This is a genomic window from Streptomyces sp. NPDC002276, from assembly GCF_053891435.1.
The window spans coordinates 18,406-35,046 of sequence record NZ_JBSFCQ010000014.1 but is presented as its reverse complement, the minus strand read 5'-3'; the positions used below and the strand labels follow the sequence as shown (position 1 = coordinate 35,046).

The following is a 16,641-nucleotide window of genomic DNA, read 5'->3' as shown; positions in this document are numbered from 1 at the left end:
GCTCCGCCGCCGTCCAGACCCCAGCCCCCACGCCCCTTGGACGGCGGCGCACCCGCCTCCCAGGCGCGCGGAGCCCGAAGAGGCTTGGACAGCGGCGCAGCCGCCTCCTAGGGGCGCGGGGAACTGCGCGGCCAACCCCCACCGGGCCCGCGCCCGAGAAACTCGCTTTACCCCCCGTGGGATACTGACCGTGTCTACCAAACCCACGAGGAGAACGGCTCCCACCCCATGGCTCCGGTCACGTCGCTCACCGACCTAGTCCACCAGCGCCTCGCGAACGCCCTCTCGGCCACCCTGCCGGAGGCGGACGCGGACGCGGACCCGTTGCTGCGACGTAGCGACCGCGCGGACTTCCAGGCGAACGGCATCCTCGCCCTCGCCAAGAAGGCCAAGGCCAACCCCCGGGAGCTGGCGACGCAGGTCGTCTCGCACATCACGACCGGCGATGTGATCCAGGACGTCGAGGTCTCCGGCCCCGGCTTCCTGAACATCACGGTCGGCGACAGGGCGATCACCGAGAACCTGGCCGCGCGCTACGCGGACGAGGCCCGCCTCGGCGTGCCCATGGCCGAGCACCCGGGCACGACGGTCATCGACTACGCGCAGCCGAACGTGGCGAAGGAGATGCACGTAGGCCACCTCCGTTCCGCGGTGATCGGCGACGCCCTCGTCCAACTCCTGGAGTTCACCGGCGAGTCGGTGGTCCGGCGGCACCACATCGGCGACTGGGGAACGCAGTTCGGGATGCTGATCCAGTATCTGGACGAGCACCCGGGCGAGTTGGACCACGGCGACGCGCAGGTCTCCGGCGAGGAGGCGATGTCGAACCTCGACCGCCTCTACAAGGCGGCGCGCAAACTCTTCGACTCCGACGAGGAGTTCAAGACGCGGGCCCGGCGCAGGGTCGTGGACCTTCAGGCGGGAGAGCCGCAGACCCTCGCCGCGTGGCAGAAGTTCGTGGACGAGTCGAAGATCTACTTCTTCTCCGTCTTCGAGAAGCTGGACATGGAGATCCGGGACGCGGACATCGTCGGCGAGTCGGGTTACAACGACATGCTGGACGAGACCTGCCGGCTGCTGGAGGAGTCCGGGGTCGCGGAGATCTCGGACGGCGCGCTGTGCGTGTTCTTCGACGACATCAAGGGCCCGGACGGCAACCGGACCCCGCTGATCGTCCGCAAGTCCGACGGCGGCTACGGCTACGCGGCGACGGACCTGTCCGCGATCAGGGACCGGGTCTTCAACCTGAAGGCGACCAGCCTGCTGTACGTGGTCGACGTCCGGCAGTCCCTGCACTTCAAGATGGTCTTCGAGACCGCGCGGCGGGCGGGCTGGCTGAACGACGACGTGTCGGCGTTCCAGCTGGCGTTCGGCACGATCCTCGGCAAGGACGGCAAGCCGTTCAAGACGCGTGAGGGCGTGTCGGTGAAGCTGGAGGACCTGCTCGACGAGGCGGTGCAGCGGGCGACCGCGGTCGTCCGGGAGAAGGCCGAGAAGGTGGGCCTGACGGAGGAGGAGATCGTCGAGAACGGGCGGTACGTCGGGATCGGCGCCGTGAAGTACGCCGACCTGTCGACGTCCGCCGTGCGGGACTACAAGTTCGACCTGGACCAGATGGTGTCGCTGAGCGGTGACACGTCGGTGTACCTCCAGTACGCGTACGCCCGTATCCAGTCGATCCTGCGCAAGGCGGGCGAGGCCCGGCCGCTGGCTCACCCGGAGCTGGAACTGACCGCTGCGGAGCGGGCGTTGGGCCTGCACCTGGACCAGTTCAGCGAGGTCGTGGCGGACGCGGCGAAGGAGTACGCCCCGCACAAGCTGACGGCGTACCTGTACCAACTGGCGTCCCTGCTCACGACGTTCTACGACCAGTGTCCGGTCCTGAAGGCCGATACGCCCGAGCAGCAGGAGAACCGTCTGCTGCTGGTGGACCTCACGGCCCGCACCCTGCACCGGGGCATGGCCCTGCTGGGCATCCGGACGCCGGACAAGCTCTAGACGCGCCCGTGGACACACAGGCCGAGGCCCGTCCTCCCCGAGGGAAGGACGGGCCTCGGTCTGTCGGTCGACTCCCGTCAGCTTCCGTAGACGCTCACGCACCAGTTGGCGAAGGTCGCGAACGCCGCCTGGGTGCCGGAGCCCGCGATGCCGTCGATGTTGCCCGTGTAGCCCCAGCCGTTGTCCCGCAGGAAGCGCTGGAGCGCGGACACCGTGCCGCCGCCGACGATGCCGTCGATGTTCCCCGTGTAGCCGTGGTGCGCCTTCAGAAAGCGCTGCATGGCCTGCCAGCTGTGGGTGCCGAGCTGGCCGTCGATGGTGTCGGTGTACTGGTAGTTCTGCGCCAGCCAGTGCTGGACGCCCTTGGCCTGGGCGATGCTCAGACCGAGGTTGACGGTCGCCTGGATCTGGACAGGCTGGGTGATCGCGGCCGGCTTCGTGGTGTCCGTGGCGGCGAAGGCCCCGCTCGCACCGGCCAGGCTGCCGACGGCGATGCCGACGACGGCGGTGACGCTGACGAGCGCCTTCGCGACAGTACTGGATCGCATTGTTCCCCCTCGGGTCGTGGATCGGCGCCGGACGGTGTCGGCGCCGGGTGACGACATGACCATGCGGGCCGGGCAGCGGGGGCGGCCACAGTCGCCGCCGAAGTGACGCCCGCGCGGGACGTCCCCTCCTCCGGCCTGCGGGGACGCGGTGCGCCGGGACGGTACGGCGGGACGGGCGGGACGCGAGGTGGCCGGTTCCCGACCGGCGCGGGAACCGCGACCCGCCGTTGCTCGTGCACAATGCGACGGGGAACAGGGGCTGTTGACCGCAGTCGCCCTGAACTGAACGCGAGTGGGGGATACATGTCGCGTTGGAAGAAACTGCCCGCTGAACTCGACCCGCGTGTACGGCAGTTGGTGATCCAACTGCGTCGGCTGAAGGACCACGGCGGACTGAGCATCCGTCAGCTCGCGGCGAGGACGGGGTACAGCCCGAAGTCCTGGGAGCGCTATCTGAGCGGCCGGACCCTGCCACCCCCGGCGGCCGTCGAGGCCCTGGCCCGGATCGCGGGCGACGCCGATCCGACCCGGCTCCTCGCACTGCGCGAGGTCGCGGCGGAAGGGTGGGCGGCACCACCGCGCCCGGCCGCCGAGCCGGTGCCCGGGTCCGGGTCCGAGTCCGGGTCCGAGTCCGAGTCCGGCATGGAACTCCTCCCGGCCAGGTCCGACGCCAACAGCCCAGCCTCTCCCGGGCGTTCTCTCCTCATCGCCCTCATCGCGGGCGCGGTGACCCTCGTGCTGGCCGTCTCCTCGGCGGTCCTCATCACCGTACGGATCATGAACGACGGCGACGGCGGCGACCCGAACGCCGACACCGGCGGCAGCGCCACCGCCTCCACCGCCCCGCTCGCCGCCCCGGCCACCCTCACACCCGCGCCGCCGCAACTGTCGTACACCTGCCGTCTGAAGCGGGTCGACGGCCTCTGGTACGCGGGGAACAGCCGCACCCGGGAGGACGCCGTGGCGTACGGCAACAAGGGGGTGGAGGTGGCCGAGGCGCAGTGTCTGCTGCGGCGGGCGGGGTTCTCGCCGGGCGGGATCGACGGGGACTTCGGTCCGCTGACCCTGGGCGCGGTCAGGGCGCTCCAGCGGCACGCGGGGCTGCGCGGCGACGGGATGATCGGGCCGCAGACCTGGAAAGCCCTCCGGAGATGAACCAACTTGCCTCCTCGCTGCGGGAGTTGAAGGCGCGCACCGGGCTGAGTCTGGTGGGGCTGGCCGCGAAGACGACGTACAGCAAGTCGTCGTGGGAGCGGTATCTCAACGGCAGGACGCTGCCGCCGCGGGAGGCGGTGGAGGAGCTGTGCCGACTGGCCGGGGAGCCGGTGGGCCGGTGCGTCGCGCTGTGGGAGATCGCGGAGGCGGAGGCGAGCGGACGCGGCCTGTCGGAGGGCGGGACCCCGACCGCGCCGTCCACGCCACCCCCGCCGCCCCCTGCGGCGGACGTCTCGGAGGCCGTGGAAGCCGGACATCGCCGGGGCATGGCCGTCCTGGCCGTGCTCGGCTCGGTCTGTGCCGTGGCGGTCGGGGGCGTGGCGGTCGCCCTGCTCCTCCTCCCCCACCACACCGCCTCCACCTCCACCACCTCCTCCTCCACGCTCCCGTCCTCGTCCTCGTCCGGCGTCGTCGGCGGCCCGCGGTGCCTCGGGGCGGGCTGCGAGGGCCGGAGCCCGCTGACCATGCGCTGCGCCGCCCAGCCGGACACCCTGGTCACGCATCGGACGGCCACGGGGGCGTGGGTGCAGTTGCGGCACAGCGGCGAGTGCGGGACGAGTTGGGCGCGGATGTGGGGCGGGCGGATCGGCGACCGGATCGAGCTGGATGTGGCCGACCGGGCGGGCGCGGTCCGGGGTACGCGGGTCAGGACGTCGGAGGAGGCGGACACGTACGTCTACACGATGATGACCGTGACCCGCCCCGGAACCTTGGTCCGCGCCTGCTTCCTGCCGACGGGCACGAAGAAATCCCCCGGGCCGGGAAAATCCTCTGGGTCGGGGAAATCTTCCGGGTCGGGGAAATCCACCGGGTCGGGGAAATCCACCGGGTCGGGGAAATCCACCGGGTCGGGGAAATCCACCGGGTCGGGAAAAAGGGAGTGCTTTGACGGGCGTGTGACGTAGCTGTGTAGTGTCCTTGAATGCCCAGAGTCAAGGTCAGTGTGATCGTTCCCGTCTACAACACCGGGAAGTACGTCGACGAGTGCGCGCCATCGCTGCTGGGGCAGAGTCTGCCCGCCGACGAGTACGAGGTCGTCTACGTCGACGACGGCTCGACCGACGACACATTGAGCCGCCTGGAGAAGATCGCGGCCGAGCACCCCAACGTCCAGGTGCACACGCGGCCCAACTCGGGCTGGCCGGGCGCCCCGCGCAATCTCGGTATGCGGCACGCGCAGGGCGAGTACATCCAATTCGTCGACCATGACGACAAGTTGGGGCCGGAGGCGCTGGAGCGGCTGTACGAGCACGCGAAGCGCACCGACGCCGATGTCGTCCTCGGCAAGATGTCCAGCACGATGGTGCGGCCGAGGCGGCTGTTCCGGCACACGGTGGACGCCTGCACGATCGAGAACGACGAGCTGATGCAGAGCATGTCGCCGCACAAGATGTTCCGGCGGGCGTTCGTCGAGGAGCACGGGCTGCGGTTCCCCGAGGGGCCGTGGATCCTGGAGGACCTGGCGTTCGTGAGCGCCGCGTACCTCAGGGCGGAGCGGATCGCGATCCTCGCCGACTATCCGGTCTACTACTGGATGAAGCGCGACGACGGCGGCAACAACACCCAGCACCGTTTCGACCCCCGGCACGGTTTCTGGGCCAACACCCGCACGATCGCCCGCCAGATCAAGGACGGCACCCCTGCCTCCGACGACATCGACGGCCTCCAGAACCGTCTCCTCCACCGCCTGTACCACGTAGAGGTCCTCTCCCGGACCCGCGAGCCCGAGATCCTGCGCGAGGACCCCACGGAGCAGCGGCAGCGTTTCGAGGCGGCGCGGGAGGTGGCGGTGGAGGAGTTCCCGGCGGCGGTCCGCGAGGGCCTGCCCGCCGTCTCACGCCTGCGGGCGGAGCTGCTGGAGGCGGGTGACTTCGACGGCGCGGTGACGCTCGCCGAGCGCGTCCGCGAGATCAAGCCCCGCACCACGGTCGGCGAACCCCGTTGGGAGAACGGCCGGTTGGTCGCCGACATCACGCTGGAACTCCTGCGCGGCGACGGCGAACCCCTGACCCTGGTCGAGCGCGACGGCAAGCAGTGGCTGGACCCGGACCTGCTCGCCGACGTCCCGGGCACGGCGGACGGCTGGGAGGTCCCGGACCCCTTCCGCCTGGCGTACGCGGAGTTGATCGTCAAGGACCGCGACCGCGAGGACTGGTGGTACCCGGAGGGCGACCTCGACCTTCGCCTACGACCGCTCGGCGAGGGCCGCGCCCAACTGGTCGCCTCCGGACGGCTGTTCCTCGACCCGGAGCGGCTGGCGGGCGGACGTCCGCTGGAGCGCGGGGTGCACGATGTGTGGGCCTACGTCCAACTCCTGGGCGTGGACCGGATGGTGCGCGTGACGGGCGAGGCCACGCCGGGCACCCCGGCCGCCGGCCCCGCACTGACCGGCGGCAGGCTGTCCCTCCCGTACTGGACCGGCAGCGGCCAGCTGGCCCTCGACGTGGACCAGCGCCAGCGCAAACTGGGCCAGGACACGTCGACGGTGGCCGCGACCAACTCCGTTCGCGGCGAGGGCAGTTCACTCCCGCTGCCATACGTCTCCGCTACGGCCGACAGCGCGCCCGTCGGCGTCAAAGTCACCGTGGGCACGCTGGGAGTACAGGCGGAACTGCTCCCGACCCCCGGCACCGACACGGCCCGACTCCGCCTCCCCGCCCGCCTGAAGCTCCCCTCCGGCCGCCACCCGGTCAACCTCCCGAACACCGCCAAGCCGCTCGCGTACGCGGTCGTCGGCGACGGCACGGTGCTCCGGGTGGAGGGCCCGGCGTACGAGGCGGCCGGTGGGCGGCGGTTCCTCGACGCGGTGGCGGACAACCGTCAAGTGCGGCGGGTACGGCGGTTGTTGGGGCGCTGAGGGTTCACCTGCCGCGCAGGGCGGATGTGGTCATGACCACGTTCTTCGACTTCGCGGGCGGTTCGGCGCACGTCGACTACAACGCGAGCGTCCCCACGGACGACCTCAAGGGCAGGCCCGCCCACCCCGCGACCGCCCCCGCCTCGGGGATCTGGGGCCAGGTCAGGGACAACATCGGGGCGGTCGTCGAGGCCGGTGGAACCTACGGCCACGGCCCCCACCGCTTCCCCACGGCGCGGGCCTCCAACACGGGCCACTCATGGACCACTTCCCCTACCTCTCCGAGCCGACCGGGTGACACGGCTGCCGAGCCGCGCCCCGGTCCGGGTCGAGGGCGGCTACGAAGATCACGAACCGATTCATGATCGTCGGAATCTCGTGATCCTCGGAATCCCCGGATGGAGCTGTCCTTGCACCCCCTTCGTACCCGGCACAAACTCGCCGCCGCGCTCTGCTCGCTCGCCGTACTCCTCGTCCCGCTCAGCGCGCACGCGGCGGCTCCCCACAAGGCCCAGGCCCAGGCCCAGGCCCAAGCTCAGGCCCAGGCCCAGGCCCAGGCCAAGCAGGAGAAGCGGCTGAAGTCGTGGGGCAACAACCGTTCCGGGCAGCTCGGTGACGGCACCTGGACCGACTTCCGGACCACGGCGACGACCGTGCTCGGGCTGACCAGCGCCGAGGTGGTGAAGATCGCGGCAGGCGGAGCCGGTCCGACCAACGGGCACGGGCTGGCCCTGCTGACCGACCGGACCGTGCAGTCCTGGGGCGCGAACGGCTCGGGCCAGCTCGGTGACGGCTCGGTGTTCTCGCACAACGCTCCCGGCCAGGTGGTGAACCTGTCCAACGCCACCGACATCGCGGCGGGCGGCGCGCACAGTCTCGCCCTGCTGGCCGATCAGACCGTGGTCGCCTGGGGCCGCAACAACTACGGCCAGCTCGGCAACGGCACCAACTACGACAGCAGCGTCCCGGTCCGGGTCGAGGGCCTCAACAAGGTGATCGCGATCGCGGCGGGCCTCAACCACAGCCTCGCGCTGCGCGAGGACGGCACGGTGTGGGCCTGGGGCTACAACATCAACGGCCAGCTGGGGGACGGGACTTCGGCGAGTCGTAACGTCCCCTCCCAGGTCACGAACCTGACCGGAGTCACCCGCATCGCGGCGGGCTGCAACCACAACCTCGCCCTCGTCGGCAACGCGGTGAAGGCGTGGGGCTACAACGCCACCGGCCAGCTCGGCGACAACAGCACGATCAGCCGCTACGCCCCGGTCGACACCCAGGGCATCTGGACCGGCGGGGTCTCGCAGATCGCGGCGGGCTGCAACCACAGCCTGGCCGTGACCGACACCGACAACAAGCTCAAGGCGTGGGGCCAGAACACGTCCGGTCAACTCGGCGACGGCACGACCGACTACCGGATCACTCCGGTCACGGTGCCGGGCGTGAGGGGCGTCCAGTTGGTGGCCGGCGGCCGGGAACACACCATGGCCCTGCTCGGCGACAACACGGTCCGCTCCTGGGGCGCCAACGGCTCCGGTCAGCTCGGTAGCGGCACCACCACCGACAGCAGCACCCCGGTCACCACGCTCACGGCCCTGACCGGCGTCGACAAGATCGCCGCACCGGTGGGCGGCGACTTCAGCCTCGCCAACTGACCTCGGGGCGGCGGGGGCGAGCGACAGCACGCGCTCGCCCTCGTCGCCCCTTGCACCCAGCGCTCGCGGATAGCATCGGGAACATGGAGGTCAGATACAAGGTAGTCAGAATTCGCGGCATTCTGGCCGACTCGGTCGCGGTCGACGATCCGAACGACCAGCATCCACTGCCCACTCGGGTCCTCGCCACCAACCTCGGAACAGACGCCGGTTCACTGCTCGGCATCGAATACACATGCCTCGTCTCCCGTGATCCGCACGGAACCACGCGATCCGACTACCGCCTCACGGATCAGCCCAAGTCCTGACCGTTTCACGCTGCTCAGCCGTCAGATGCTCCTCCACGCGGGCAAGCTGTACTGCCATGCGCTTGATGTCGGGCGCATGCGACCGCCCCAGCGCGATGTCGTATGCGGCGGACGCGTCGAGATTCTTCTCCGGGTCCGGACGGTCGGACAGCAGAGTCCAGTCCACGCGGACCTTGACCGCCATGACCGCCCATCTCTCGTCCGGAACCGCTGAAGAAACCCGCATCCCGTCAAGCGCACCGATCGCCGCCTCCGCGTAGAGCGCACGGTCCTCAGCCCGCGGGCTCCTTCTCATACCGGCCGCGGCGACGTCCACCAGCCGGATCCAGGCGTTCCCTTCACCACCGAGCGCATCGCGCGCCCGGCTCCTGACGAAGCTGAGCAGTTCAGCCGGTTCAAGCCCGGAGAACGATCCCTCGTATCCCACGCCCGACGCCTATCTCTCCGCGGTTCCCACTCCGGCGGACAGCGTGGCATCGCATCCGAACTCCGCCCACACCACCTTGCCCAAGTCCCGTTCCCCCACGCCCCACTTGTCGGCCAGCGCGGCGACGAGTAACAGCCCGCGCCCGCCCTCGTCGCCGTCGTCGGCCTCGTCCACGTGCGGGACACCGCCCCCCGCTGTCGTGCACCTCGACCCGCAGCAGGTGGCCGTCGTAGCACAGGAACACCCGGAACTGCCGTCCCGGCGGCACCCCGTGCACCAACGCGTTGGTCGCCAACTCACTGACGCACAACAGCACATCACCGCCGCGCTCGGCCCCCGCGAGCCCGCACTCGGCGAGGAACGCGTGCGCGAAGCGCCTGGCGGCGGGAACGGACCGGCGTTCGCGCCGGAAGAACTTCTGACTCGGGTTCACGAGACAAGAGTTGCTGAGCGTCACTACTGTTGACAGGGCGTGAGGCCTGGATCCGTTTTTGTACGGGCGGAGTACGGGTCGGTGCGGGGTCCGAAACGGGTGGATGTGGGGAGCACCACAGCATGAACTCCAAGAAGAACCGCTCGACGATGCGGCTACTGGGCTCACAGGTCAAAGCGGCGCGCATGGCCGCAGGTCTGACACAGCGTCAACTCGCCGAACGGGCCATGGTCGACGAGGAGACCATCGCGTCGATCGAGCAGGGCAGGCGACGGCTCATGATCGGGCTGGCCAAGACGTTGGATCTGATCCTCGACACGAAGGGCACGTTGGCGGCGGGGGTCGACAATCTGCCGGACATCGACCAATATCCGCTGTTCGCAGAGGAGTACATGCTGCACGAGCGGGATGCCATCGCCCTGTCCTGGTACGACGCGCTGGTCGTCCCTGGCCTCCTCCAGACCGAGGAGTACGCCCGCGGGCTGCTGAGCAGTCGCCTTCCGGCGTACGACGAGGACGAGTTGGAGACGCTCCTGGCGGGCCGCATCAGCCGCCAGGAGATCCTGCAACGCAAGGTTCCGCCGACGATGAGCTTCGTCGTCTGGGAGCCCGCGCTGCTGTGGCCCAACGGAGGCCGCGAAGTGCATCGCGAGCAACTGCACGCACTGCGCGAGTACTCCGAACTCCCGGGCCTGTCCTTCCAGATCCACCCGCTGAACCGGACATCCCACGCGGGGGAGGCAGGCTCCTTCATTCTCCTGGAGACACCTGATCACCAGCACCTCGCCTACACGGAGTCGCAGCGCGGCAGTCAGTGGGTCTCCGACGCGGATGAGGTATCCATCCTGACCCGCAAATATGCGATGCTGCGGACGGAGGCCCTCACAATCGAGGACTCACGAAGCCTGCTGGACCGTCTGCTAGGAGAGCAATGAGCACCGGACTTCAGTGGTTCAAGTCGAGCTACAGCAGCGGCGAAGGCGGCGCCTGCCTCGAAGTCGCCTACGCCTGGCGGAAGTCGAGCTACAGCAGCGGCGAAGGCGGTCAATGCGTCGAGGTCGCCACCTGCCCCCACACCATCCACATCCGCGACTCCAAGAACCCCGCAGACACCAGCCCCACCCTCACCGTCTCGCCCACCGCCTGGACCGCCTTCACAACGCACTCAGCAGCCTCCTAGGAGACCAATGAGCACCGCACTTCAGTGGTTCAAGTCGAGCTACAGCGGCAGCGAAGGCGGCGCCTGCCTCGAAGTCGCCTACGCCTGGCGGAAGTCGAGCTACAGCAGCGAGGAGGGCGGGCAGTGCGTCGAGGTCGCCACCTGCCCCCACACCATCCACATCCGCGACTCCAAGAACCCGGCGGACACCGGCCCCACGCTCCAACTCGCGCCCTCCGCCTGGGCCGCGTTCACCGCAAGCCGTTAGTCGGCGGGGCAGTTCGCGCAGCACTGTGTTGCGGTGTGCGACAGCCGGTGGCGGCAGTGTGATCGTCAAGGCGTTCGGCAACGAGCCGGAGTCCCTGCGGGGTTTCACCGCCGAGGCCGCCGGGCTGTCGCTCGGGATCGCCGGTCCCGAGGTGCTGGGGGTGGACCCCGAGGTTCCGCTGCTGGTGATGGCGGATCTGGGCGACGCCCCTACCCTGGCGGACGTTCTGCTCGGGAGTGATCCGGTGGTCGCGGAGCGCGGGTTGCTGCACTGGGCACGGGGGCTCGGGCGGCTGGCCGCCGTGTCGGTGGACCGGCGTGCCGATCTCGCGCGGCTGTGGTCGCGGTACGACAAGGGCATGTTGTCGTGGGGCGACGAACCCTGGATCGCGCGGCGGGCCGCCCAACTGCTCGTGCTGCTCGTGCTGCTCGACGGCGCCGGAATCGCGGTTCCGGCAGGCCTGGCAGGGGAGTTGGACCGGATCGGGACGGCGGGTGGGGAGACGTATCCGGCCTTCACTCCCGGTGACACCTGCCCCGACAACAACCTGCTCGCCGCACAGGGGCTGCGGCTGATCGACTTCGAGGCGGCCTGCTACCAGTCGGTGTTCCTGACGGCCGCGGAGATCGAGCGGACGTATCGCGCGCAGGTCGTCGGGGTGTACCCGGAACTGGCCGATGACGAGGTGCGGCAGGCCGGCATGCGGCAGGCCGTGGCGGTCTGGACGGTGGACGCGACCGTGCGGATGCTGCCCCGCACCGCGGAGGACGAACCGCTGCACCGGACCCGGCGCCCGGTCCCGACGAGGCGTCAAGTGCTGCGCCACCGCTGGGAGATGGCGAGCACGCTGGAGGAGTTCCCGGCGTTCGCGGAGACGATGCGGTTGTTGGTGGGTCAGGTCGCCGGAGGCTGGGGGGGGGGTGGCTCCGCTGCCGGGATATCCGGCCTTCGGAAACTGACCCCGGAACCCACCCCGCCCGACACCCCCACCACCCGCCAAACGATGACACTCCACCCCCAAACCGTCACACTTCCACGGAGCAGGTCCCCTCCGGAAGGGCTTCGGCGAAGGGCCGGTCCCGGCTGTCAGTGGCCGCCTCTAAAGTCTCCGGCATGGCGACTCTTCCCAACCCGCTGCCGAAGCTGGCGGCCGACCCGAGCGGCAGCTCGTTCGGGCTTGAACTCCCTCCCGGGAGACTGTTCGACGTGACGGCCGAAGTCCCGTCGGACGAACCGTTGTTGTGGTGCGCGGACGATCCGGCGAAGCCCGGCGACTGGGCCGTGCTCCAGCCCGCGCGCCGGGCCGCGGGACTGCTGCCGGTGCTGCTGGACCTCGGCAGCGCCCAAGGCGGCCTGGACAACTGGGAGTTGCGGCCCGACGAGGTGTCGTATCCCGGGGACCACGACGCCGAAGAGGTGCTGGAGGAGTTCTGGGAGGAGTACGCGGCCGACGAACTCGCCCCGGCCCAGGACCCCGCCGCCAGACAGGCCGCCGTCGAGGCCGTCGGCCCACTCTTCGGCGAGGAGGCGCTGCGCGACGAGACGGTCGCGCCGTACGACGCCGAGTGGCCGGGGCTCGCGCCCGCCACGGAACCGGACGCCGACCCGGACGACCGCGCCACCGAGATCGCCGACTTCCTCGCGGAGGACGAGTCGCCGCTCAAGGAGCCGCACCTCGCGCTGGTACCGGCCCGCCGCAGCGCGGACATCCCGGCGGCGATCGGCTGGAGCGGTCCGGTCAACTACGAGGGCGACGTGGCACGTCTGTGCGCCGTGCTGCGCTCCTGGGAGGACCGCTTCGGCATACGGGTCGTGGCCCTGACCTTCGACCGGCTGGTGCTGTCGGTCGCGGCCCCGCCGACCACACCGGAACAGGCCGAGGCCGTGGCCGCCGAGCACTTCGCCTTCTGCCCCGACAACATCACCGAGGGCGACGTCGAGACGCTGCGCTCGTACGCCCGGCAGGAGGTGCTCGGCCAACTGGTCTGGTACTTCTGGTGGGACTGACCCGGGCCTGAGGCGTCACCGCACTCCGGTGGTGGGGGCCCGCGGCCCGGGATAGGTTCGGGAGGCCCGTCCCTTTTGTCGCCCACCGGAGGCTGTGATGAGCGGAAGCGAGCCGGACCGGCCGCGGGAGCTGGCCGGTCAGACCGTCGTCGTGATCGGCGCCAGCTCGGGCATCGGGCTCGAAACCGCCCGCCAGGTCCGTGCCGCCGGTGGCCAGGTCATCATGGCCGCGCGGGATCCGCAGCGACTGGAGCGAGCCGCCGAGGAGATCCGTCCGCTGAGCACGGCGATCCTCGACGCCACCGACCCGGACCGGCTCCAGGAGTTCTTCGGCGACCTTCCCCATCCCGTCGACCACGTCCTGTCGACCGTCGGCGGCCCCTTGTACGGGCCCCTGGACGACCTGGACCTGGCGGAGACCGGCCGGTACTTCGGCGAACGCATCGCCATGGTGCTCGGGATCGCCAAGTACGGGCGGGGCAAGGTCCGGGACAGGGGCACGCTGCTGTTCATCGGCGGCACGGGCGGTCGCCGCCCCGGCGTCGGCATGTCCGTCATCGCCGCGATGACCGCCTCCCTCCCCGCCCTCACCGCCAACCTGGCCCTCGAACTGGCCCCGGTCCGGGTGAACGTCATCGCCCCCGGATTCGTCGACACCCCGCTGTCGGCCTCACTCCTGGGCGACCGGCTCGAAGCGCGCCGGGAAGAACTCCGCGCCTCACTCCCCATCCGCCGGGTCGTCGGCCCGGCGGACGTCGCCGCCCTGGCCGTACACATCATGCGCAACGAGGCCCTGACGGGCGCGGCCTACGACATCGACGGCGGTCAACAACTGCTGCCCCAATGACCGTTGACCGTGACCGTTGACCGTTCAGGTCAGCAGCTTCATCCCCTCCGGCGCCTCGATCCCGAACTCCTCGTCCAGCAGCCGCCGCACGTCACCCTCGTCGGCCAACTCCCGCTTGTGCACCTGCCCGTCGGCCCGCGTCTCCGTCAACAGGCTTCCGTGGAGCAGGAGATGGCGGTCGGGGGCGACCCGCTGGACGAACAGGCGCTGCGTGAAGGGGGAGCGCGGGTTCGTGGCGATGTGCCAGTTGATGACCTCGAAGTCGACGTGCTCGAAGGGCTCCAGGGTGAAGGCGTACTGCGCCTGCCAGGATCCGTCGGCGCCGTGGGCCTCCAGCATCCACATGTCCAACGGCCCCCGGTGCGGCACCCGCACGAACCTGTGCCGACGCCCCGCGTCCTCGAACTCCCCGCCGAGCACCAGCGGCACCGGTTCCAGCAGCGCCCCGATCGCCCCGAACCCGACGTCGGCCAGATAGGGCTGCGGATCGCCCGGCACTTCGACCCGGAGTGTCATATGGGTGCGCGGGCGGCTCTCGATCCGGTCCGCTCCCACGACGACCCGCGCCGTCAGCAGGGTCACCCCGAAGCCGAGCGCCCGCAGCGCGGTGGCGAGCAGCGTGTTCTGCTCGTAGCAGTAGCCACCGCGCCTGCTCCGCAGCAACTTGGCCGTCAGATCGGGCAGTTCGAGGGAGGGAGCGGTACGGCGGAGCGCGTCGAGGTTCTCGAAGGGGATGCCCCGCATATGCGCGAGGTGCACCCCCTTCAGCGTCGCCGTGTCGGGCCGCCGCTCCCCCGCCCACCCGAGGTGCGCGAGGTATGCGTCGAGGTCGAAGCCATCACTGTCGGACATGCGCCCAGCCTAGGCAACACGACGGATCCCTCCGCTCACTGCTGCGTGGCCGGCTCCAGCGCTTCCACCGCCGCAGCGGCGGCCGAGGAGTCGGGGCCGTAGAAGATGTCGATGTCGACCTCCTCGCCGCCCATGGTCAGGGTGTCCCACGCGCCGCTGAGGACCAGCATGCGCAGGGTGCGGTCCTCCAGGGTCGCGAGGCGTTCGAGGATCGCCTCGTCGTCCGGCATGCCGGCCAGGCGGGGCGCCAGCCTGTCCCGGATCGCCGCCATGCGTGCCAGCAGCGTCGCCGTGTCCGCCTCGCGGTCGGGTTCCTCGGCGATGCCGTCGATGCCGTGGTCGATGATGTCCTTGATGGCCCAGGTGACGCCCTGGTCGTCGGTGGTGACCATCGCCTTCCAGGCGCGGCTCTTGTGCCGGTACTGGAGCATCGACATGGCCGCTTCGTGCCGCAGGAAGTCCGCGTCGCGGAACGGACGGCCGTTCCAGGCGCTGTTGAGGGAGCGGGCCAGTGAAATCGCGGACGCCAGACCGCTGTTGAGACCACGGCCGGGCCAGAAGTGGATGGAGTTGGCCGCGTCACCGAGCAGGAAGCCGTACGTGCCGGGGGTGTTGACGGTCGGGGGCAGCAACTCGGCCGAGAAGCGCGGGCGTTGGACCATGTCGAGGCGGAAACTCGTGACCGCGCTCAGGTCCCCGTCCTGAACGTTGAACAGCCGCAGCCCCTCGTGCACCCGCTTCCACAGGGGCGAGCCCTTGATGAGGGCGGGCAGGAACAGCGTGCCGTGGGTGGCGCACTGGAAGTCGCCGTGCTCGTCGCGGTTCATCAGACACGGGCGGGAGGCGATGCACTCCTCGAAGACCCGGCGGACCGGGTCGATGCCGATGACCTCCGTCAACTCGGAGTCCGTCAGCCGCATGTTGAGGAAGCCCTCGCCACGCAACGAGTTGAGCAGGAAACGGTTCTGAGCGACCGTCAGCAGGATCGCCATGGGGTCCGGCAGTTCCGACTTCACCCTCAGCCCGAGGACGACGTCCCGCAGATGGACCCCGTCGAGGGAGTAGATCGACTCGTCGGCCTTGCCGAAGCGGGCCGCGAAGTGCTCGCGCGTGCGCGACCGGCCGCCGTCGCAGATGGCGAGCACATGCTGCGAGGCCAGCTCGTCACGCTGCTCCGCCGGGTCGAACTTGGCGGGGATCAGCCGTATTCGGTCCCGCTTCTCGTTCGCCAGCTCCAGCAGCTTGTCCTCGATGTAGGCGATCCGCATGTTGCGCGGGTGGTGGTCGCCGATCGAGTCCGGGCCCGACGGCCACATCTCGGTGTAGTTCTCGGGGTCGAAGAGCCGGTCCTGCACGTACTGCGGCCAGGCGAGGTACTGCCGGCTCTGCACGGTCACCACCTGCTGGCGCCGCACGTTGCCCTCGTCCGCGCCCTTCCAGACGACGGTACGGCCCTGCCTGCGCCAACGGCCCTCGAACACGGTGATCTTGACCTGGGCGCCGAGGAAGTGCTCAAGCAGCAGCGCCATGGAGAGACCGACCGGGCCCCCGCCGACGACGGTGACCCGCAGCTCCGAGCCGTCGCTCTCCTCCGGGTGGGTCACCGAGCGGGGCAGGTTGAGCGCCATGAGGGTCTGCATGGCGTCCGCGACCTCGAAGCGGAACTCCTGGTCCCCGATGGTGATTTCGTCCCCCGCCTGGAGCAGCCGGGACTCGATCTCCTCGCCGTTGACCTGCGTGCCGTTGCTGCTGCCGAGGTCGCTCAGGACGTATCCCGTGTCCTGGTCGAAGACGATCTCCGCATGGAAGCGCGAGACACTCGGGCTGGCGATGGCGACCGTGTTCCCCGCGTTGCGTCCGAAGGTGACGCGGGTGTCGACGATCGGGATGCGCTCTCCCGCGAGCAGGCCTTCGCGTCCGACGAGCACCGGTGCCATGGCACTTCCTTCCAGGAGTTCCTGGATCACCAGGATTTTCACGGGTGATGACATCAGCAGCGCTGTGACAATCGACTCTATTCTTGCGTGATCAAGTATTCCAGAGCCCAACTCGACCCGTTACCAAGGGAAT

18 protein-coding genes are annotated in these 16,641 nt (G+C 69.9%); 13 read left to right on the top strand and 5 right to left on the bottom strand.

Going from position 1 to position 16,641, the window contains the following annotated elements; genetic code table 11:
* Window positions 1–228 precede the first annotated feature (228 nt).
* On the top strand, window positions 229–1,998 hold the full coding sequence (argS, locus tag ACWIHT_RS31065; RefSeq protein ID WP_456171596.1) for an arginine--tRNA ligase: 1,770 nt from the start codon (window positions 229–231) through the stop codon (window positions 1,996–1,998).
* 77 nt (window positions 1,999–2,075) lie between these two features.
* Here argS and ACWIHT_RS31060 read toward each other — a convergent pair whose 3' ends face one another.
* Entirely contained in the window at window positions 2,076–2,546 is a 471-nt protein-coding gene (locus tag ACWIHT_RS31060) for a peptidoglycan-binding domain-containing protein (protein WP_456171595.1), read from the bottom strand.
* A gap of 303 nt (window positions 2,547–2,849) precedes the next feature.
* On the opposite strand from ACWIHT_RS31060, the gene ACWIHT_RS31055 reads away from it, so the two are divergent.
* From ACWIHT_RS31055 to ACWIHT_RS31030, 6 genes are all read left to right on the top strand, one after another.
* Window positions 2,850–3,701, top strand: a complete 852-nt coding sequence (locus tag ACWIHT_RS31055; protein WP_456171594.1) for a peptidoglycan-binding protein — start codon at window positions 2,850–2,852, stop codon at window positions 3,699–3,701.
* Entirely contained in the window at window positions 3,698–4,666 is a 969-nt protein-coding gene (locus ACWIHT_RS31050; RefSeq protein WP_456171593.1) for a helix-turn-helix domain-containing protein, read from the top strand. Before ACWIHT_RS31055 ends, ACWIHT_RS31050 begins: the two co-directional genes overlap by 4 nt.
* Window positions 4,667–4,683: 17 nt before the next feature.
* The gene (locus ACWIHT_RS31045; protein WP_456171592.1) at window positions 4,684–6,618 is read left to right on the top strand and encodes a glycosyltransferase family 2 protein; all 1,935 of its coding nucleotides are present in this window, start codon (window positions 4,684–4,686) and stop codon (window positions 6,616–6,618) included.
* Between the two features lie 32 nt (window positions 6,619–6,650).
* Complete coding sequence (locus tag ACWIHT_RS31040; protein WP_456171591.1) at window positions 6,651–6,983, top strand: hypothetical protein; 333 nt, start codon at window positions 6,651–6,653, stop codon at window positions 6,981–6,983.
* 45 nt (window positions 6,984–7,028) lie between these two features.
* Window positions 7,029–8,270 (top strand): RCC1 domain-containing protein, encoded by a 1,242-nt coding sequence (locus tag ACWIHT_RS31035; RefSeq protein WP_456171590.1) that lies wholly within the window; start codon window positions 7,029–7,031, stop codon window positions 8,268–8,270.
* An 83-nt stretch (window positions 8,271–8,353) separates the two neighbouring features.
* Window positions 8,354–8,578 carry a hypothetical protein gene (locus ACWIHT_RS31030; RefSeq protein WP_456171589.1) on the top strand — a complete coding sequence of 75 codons (225 nt, stop codon included), beginning with the start codon at window positions 8,354–8,356 and terminating at the stop codon, window positions 8,576–8,578.
* Here ACWIHT_RS31030 and ACWIHT_RS31025 read toward each other — a convergent pair.
* Both ACWIHT_RS31025 and ACWIHT_RS31020 read right to left on the bottom strand, forming a co-directional pair.
* Window positions 8,556–9,005 (bottom strand): hypothetical protein, encoded by a 450-nt coding sequence (locus ACWIHT_RS31025; RefSeq protein WP_456171588.1) that lies wholly within the window; start codon window positions 9,003–9,005, stop codon window positions 8,556–8,558. The two genes, ACWIHT_RS31030 and ACWIHT_RS31025, sit on opposite strands and share 23 nt — an antisense overlap.
* On the bottom strand, window positions 8,974–9,438 hold the full coding sequence (locus ACWIHT_RS31020; RefSeq protein WP_456171587.1) for an ATP-binding protein: 465 nt from the start codon (window positions 9,436–9,438) through the stop codon (window positions 8,974–8,976). Before ACWIHT_RS31020 ends, ACWIHT_RS31025 begins: the two co-directional genes overlap by 32 nt.
* A gap of 122 nt (window positions 9,439–9,560) precedes the next feature.
* Here ACWIHT_RS31020 and ACWIHT_RS31015 point away from each other — a divergent pair, with 122 nt between their 5' ends.
* The 6 genes from ACWIHT_RS31015 to ACWIHT_RS30990 all read left to right on the top strand — a co-directional run bounded on the left by ACWIHT_RS31015 (window position 9,561) and on the right by ACWIHT_RS30990 (window position 13,719).
* Entirely contained in the window at window positions 9,561–10,373 is an 813-nt protein-coding gene (locus ACWIHT_RS31015) for a helix-turn-helix domain-containing protein (protein ID WP_456171586.1), read from the top strand.
* Window positions 10,370–10,618: a DUF397 domain-containing protein gene (locus ACWIHT_RS31010; protein WP_456171585.1), complete on the top strand. Its 249-nt coding sequence runs from the start codon at window positions 10,370–10,372 to the stop codon at window positions 10,616–10,618. Before ACWIHT_RS31015 ends, ACWIHT_RS31010 begins: the two co-directional genes overlap by 4 nt.
* A gap of 7 nt (window positions 10,619–10,625) precedes the next feature.
* Entirely contained in the window at window positions 10,626–10,865 is a 240-nt protein-coding gene (locus ACWIHT_RS31005; protein WP_456171584.1) for a DUF397 domain-containing protein, read from the top strand.
* Window positions 10,866–10,923: 58 nt separating this feature from the next.
* Window positions 10,924–12,075: a hypothetical protein gene (locus tag ACWIHT_RS31000; RefSeq protein ID WP_456171583.1), complete on the top strand. Its 1,152-nt coding sequence runs from the start codon at window positions 10,924–10,926 to the stop codon at window positions 12,073–12,075.
* On the top strand, window positions 11,979–12,872 hold the full coding sequence (locus ACWIHT_RS30995) for a DUF4253 domain-containing protein (protein WP_456171582.1): 894 nt from the start codon (window positions 11,979–11,981) through the stop codon (window positions 12,870–12,872). Before ACWIHT_RS31000 ends, ACWIHT_RS30995 begins: the two co-directional genes overlap by 97 nt.
* Before the next feature lie 97 nt (window positions 12,873–12,969).
* Complete coding sequence (locus ACWIHT_RS30990) at window positions 12,970–13,719, top strand: SDR family oxidoreductase (protein ID WP_456171581.1); 750 nt, start codon at window positions 12,970–12,972, stop codon at window positions 13,717–13,719.
* 24 nt (window positions 13,720–13,743) lie between these two features.
* Here the strand turns inward: ACWIHT_RS30990 and ACWIHT_RS30985 are convergent, their stop codons facing one another.
* Both ACWIHT_RS30985 and ACWIHT_RS30980 read right to left on the bottom strand, forming a co-directional pair.
* Window positions 13,744–14,571 carry an arylamine N-acetyltransferase family protein gene (locus tag ACWIHT_RS30985; RefSeq protein WP_456171580.1) on the bottom strand — a complete coding sequence of 276 codons (828 nt, stop codon included), beginning with the start codon at window positions 14,569–14,571 and terminating at the stop codon, window positions 13,744–13,746.
* A 35-nt stretch (window positions 14,572–14,606) separates the two neighbouring features.
* Window positions 14,607–16,562 carry an FHA domain-containing protein gene (locus ACWIHT_RS30980; RefSeq protein ID WP_456171579.1) on the bottom strand — a complete coding sequence of 652 codons (1,956 nt, stop codon included), beginning with the start codon at window positions 16,560–16,562 and terminating at the stop codon, window positions 14,607–14,609.
* Window positions 16,563–16,641: the final 79 nt, after the last annotated feature.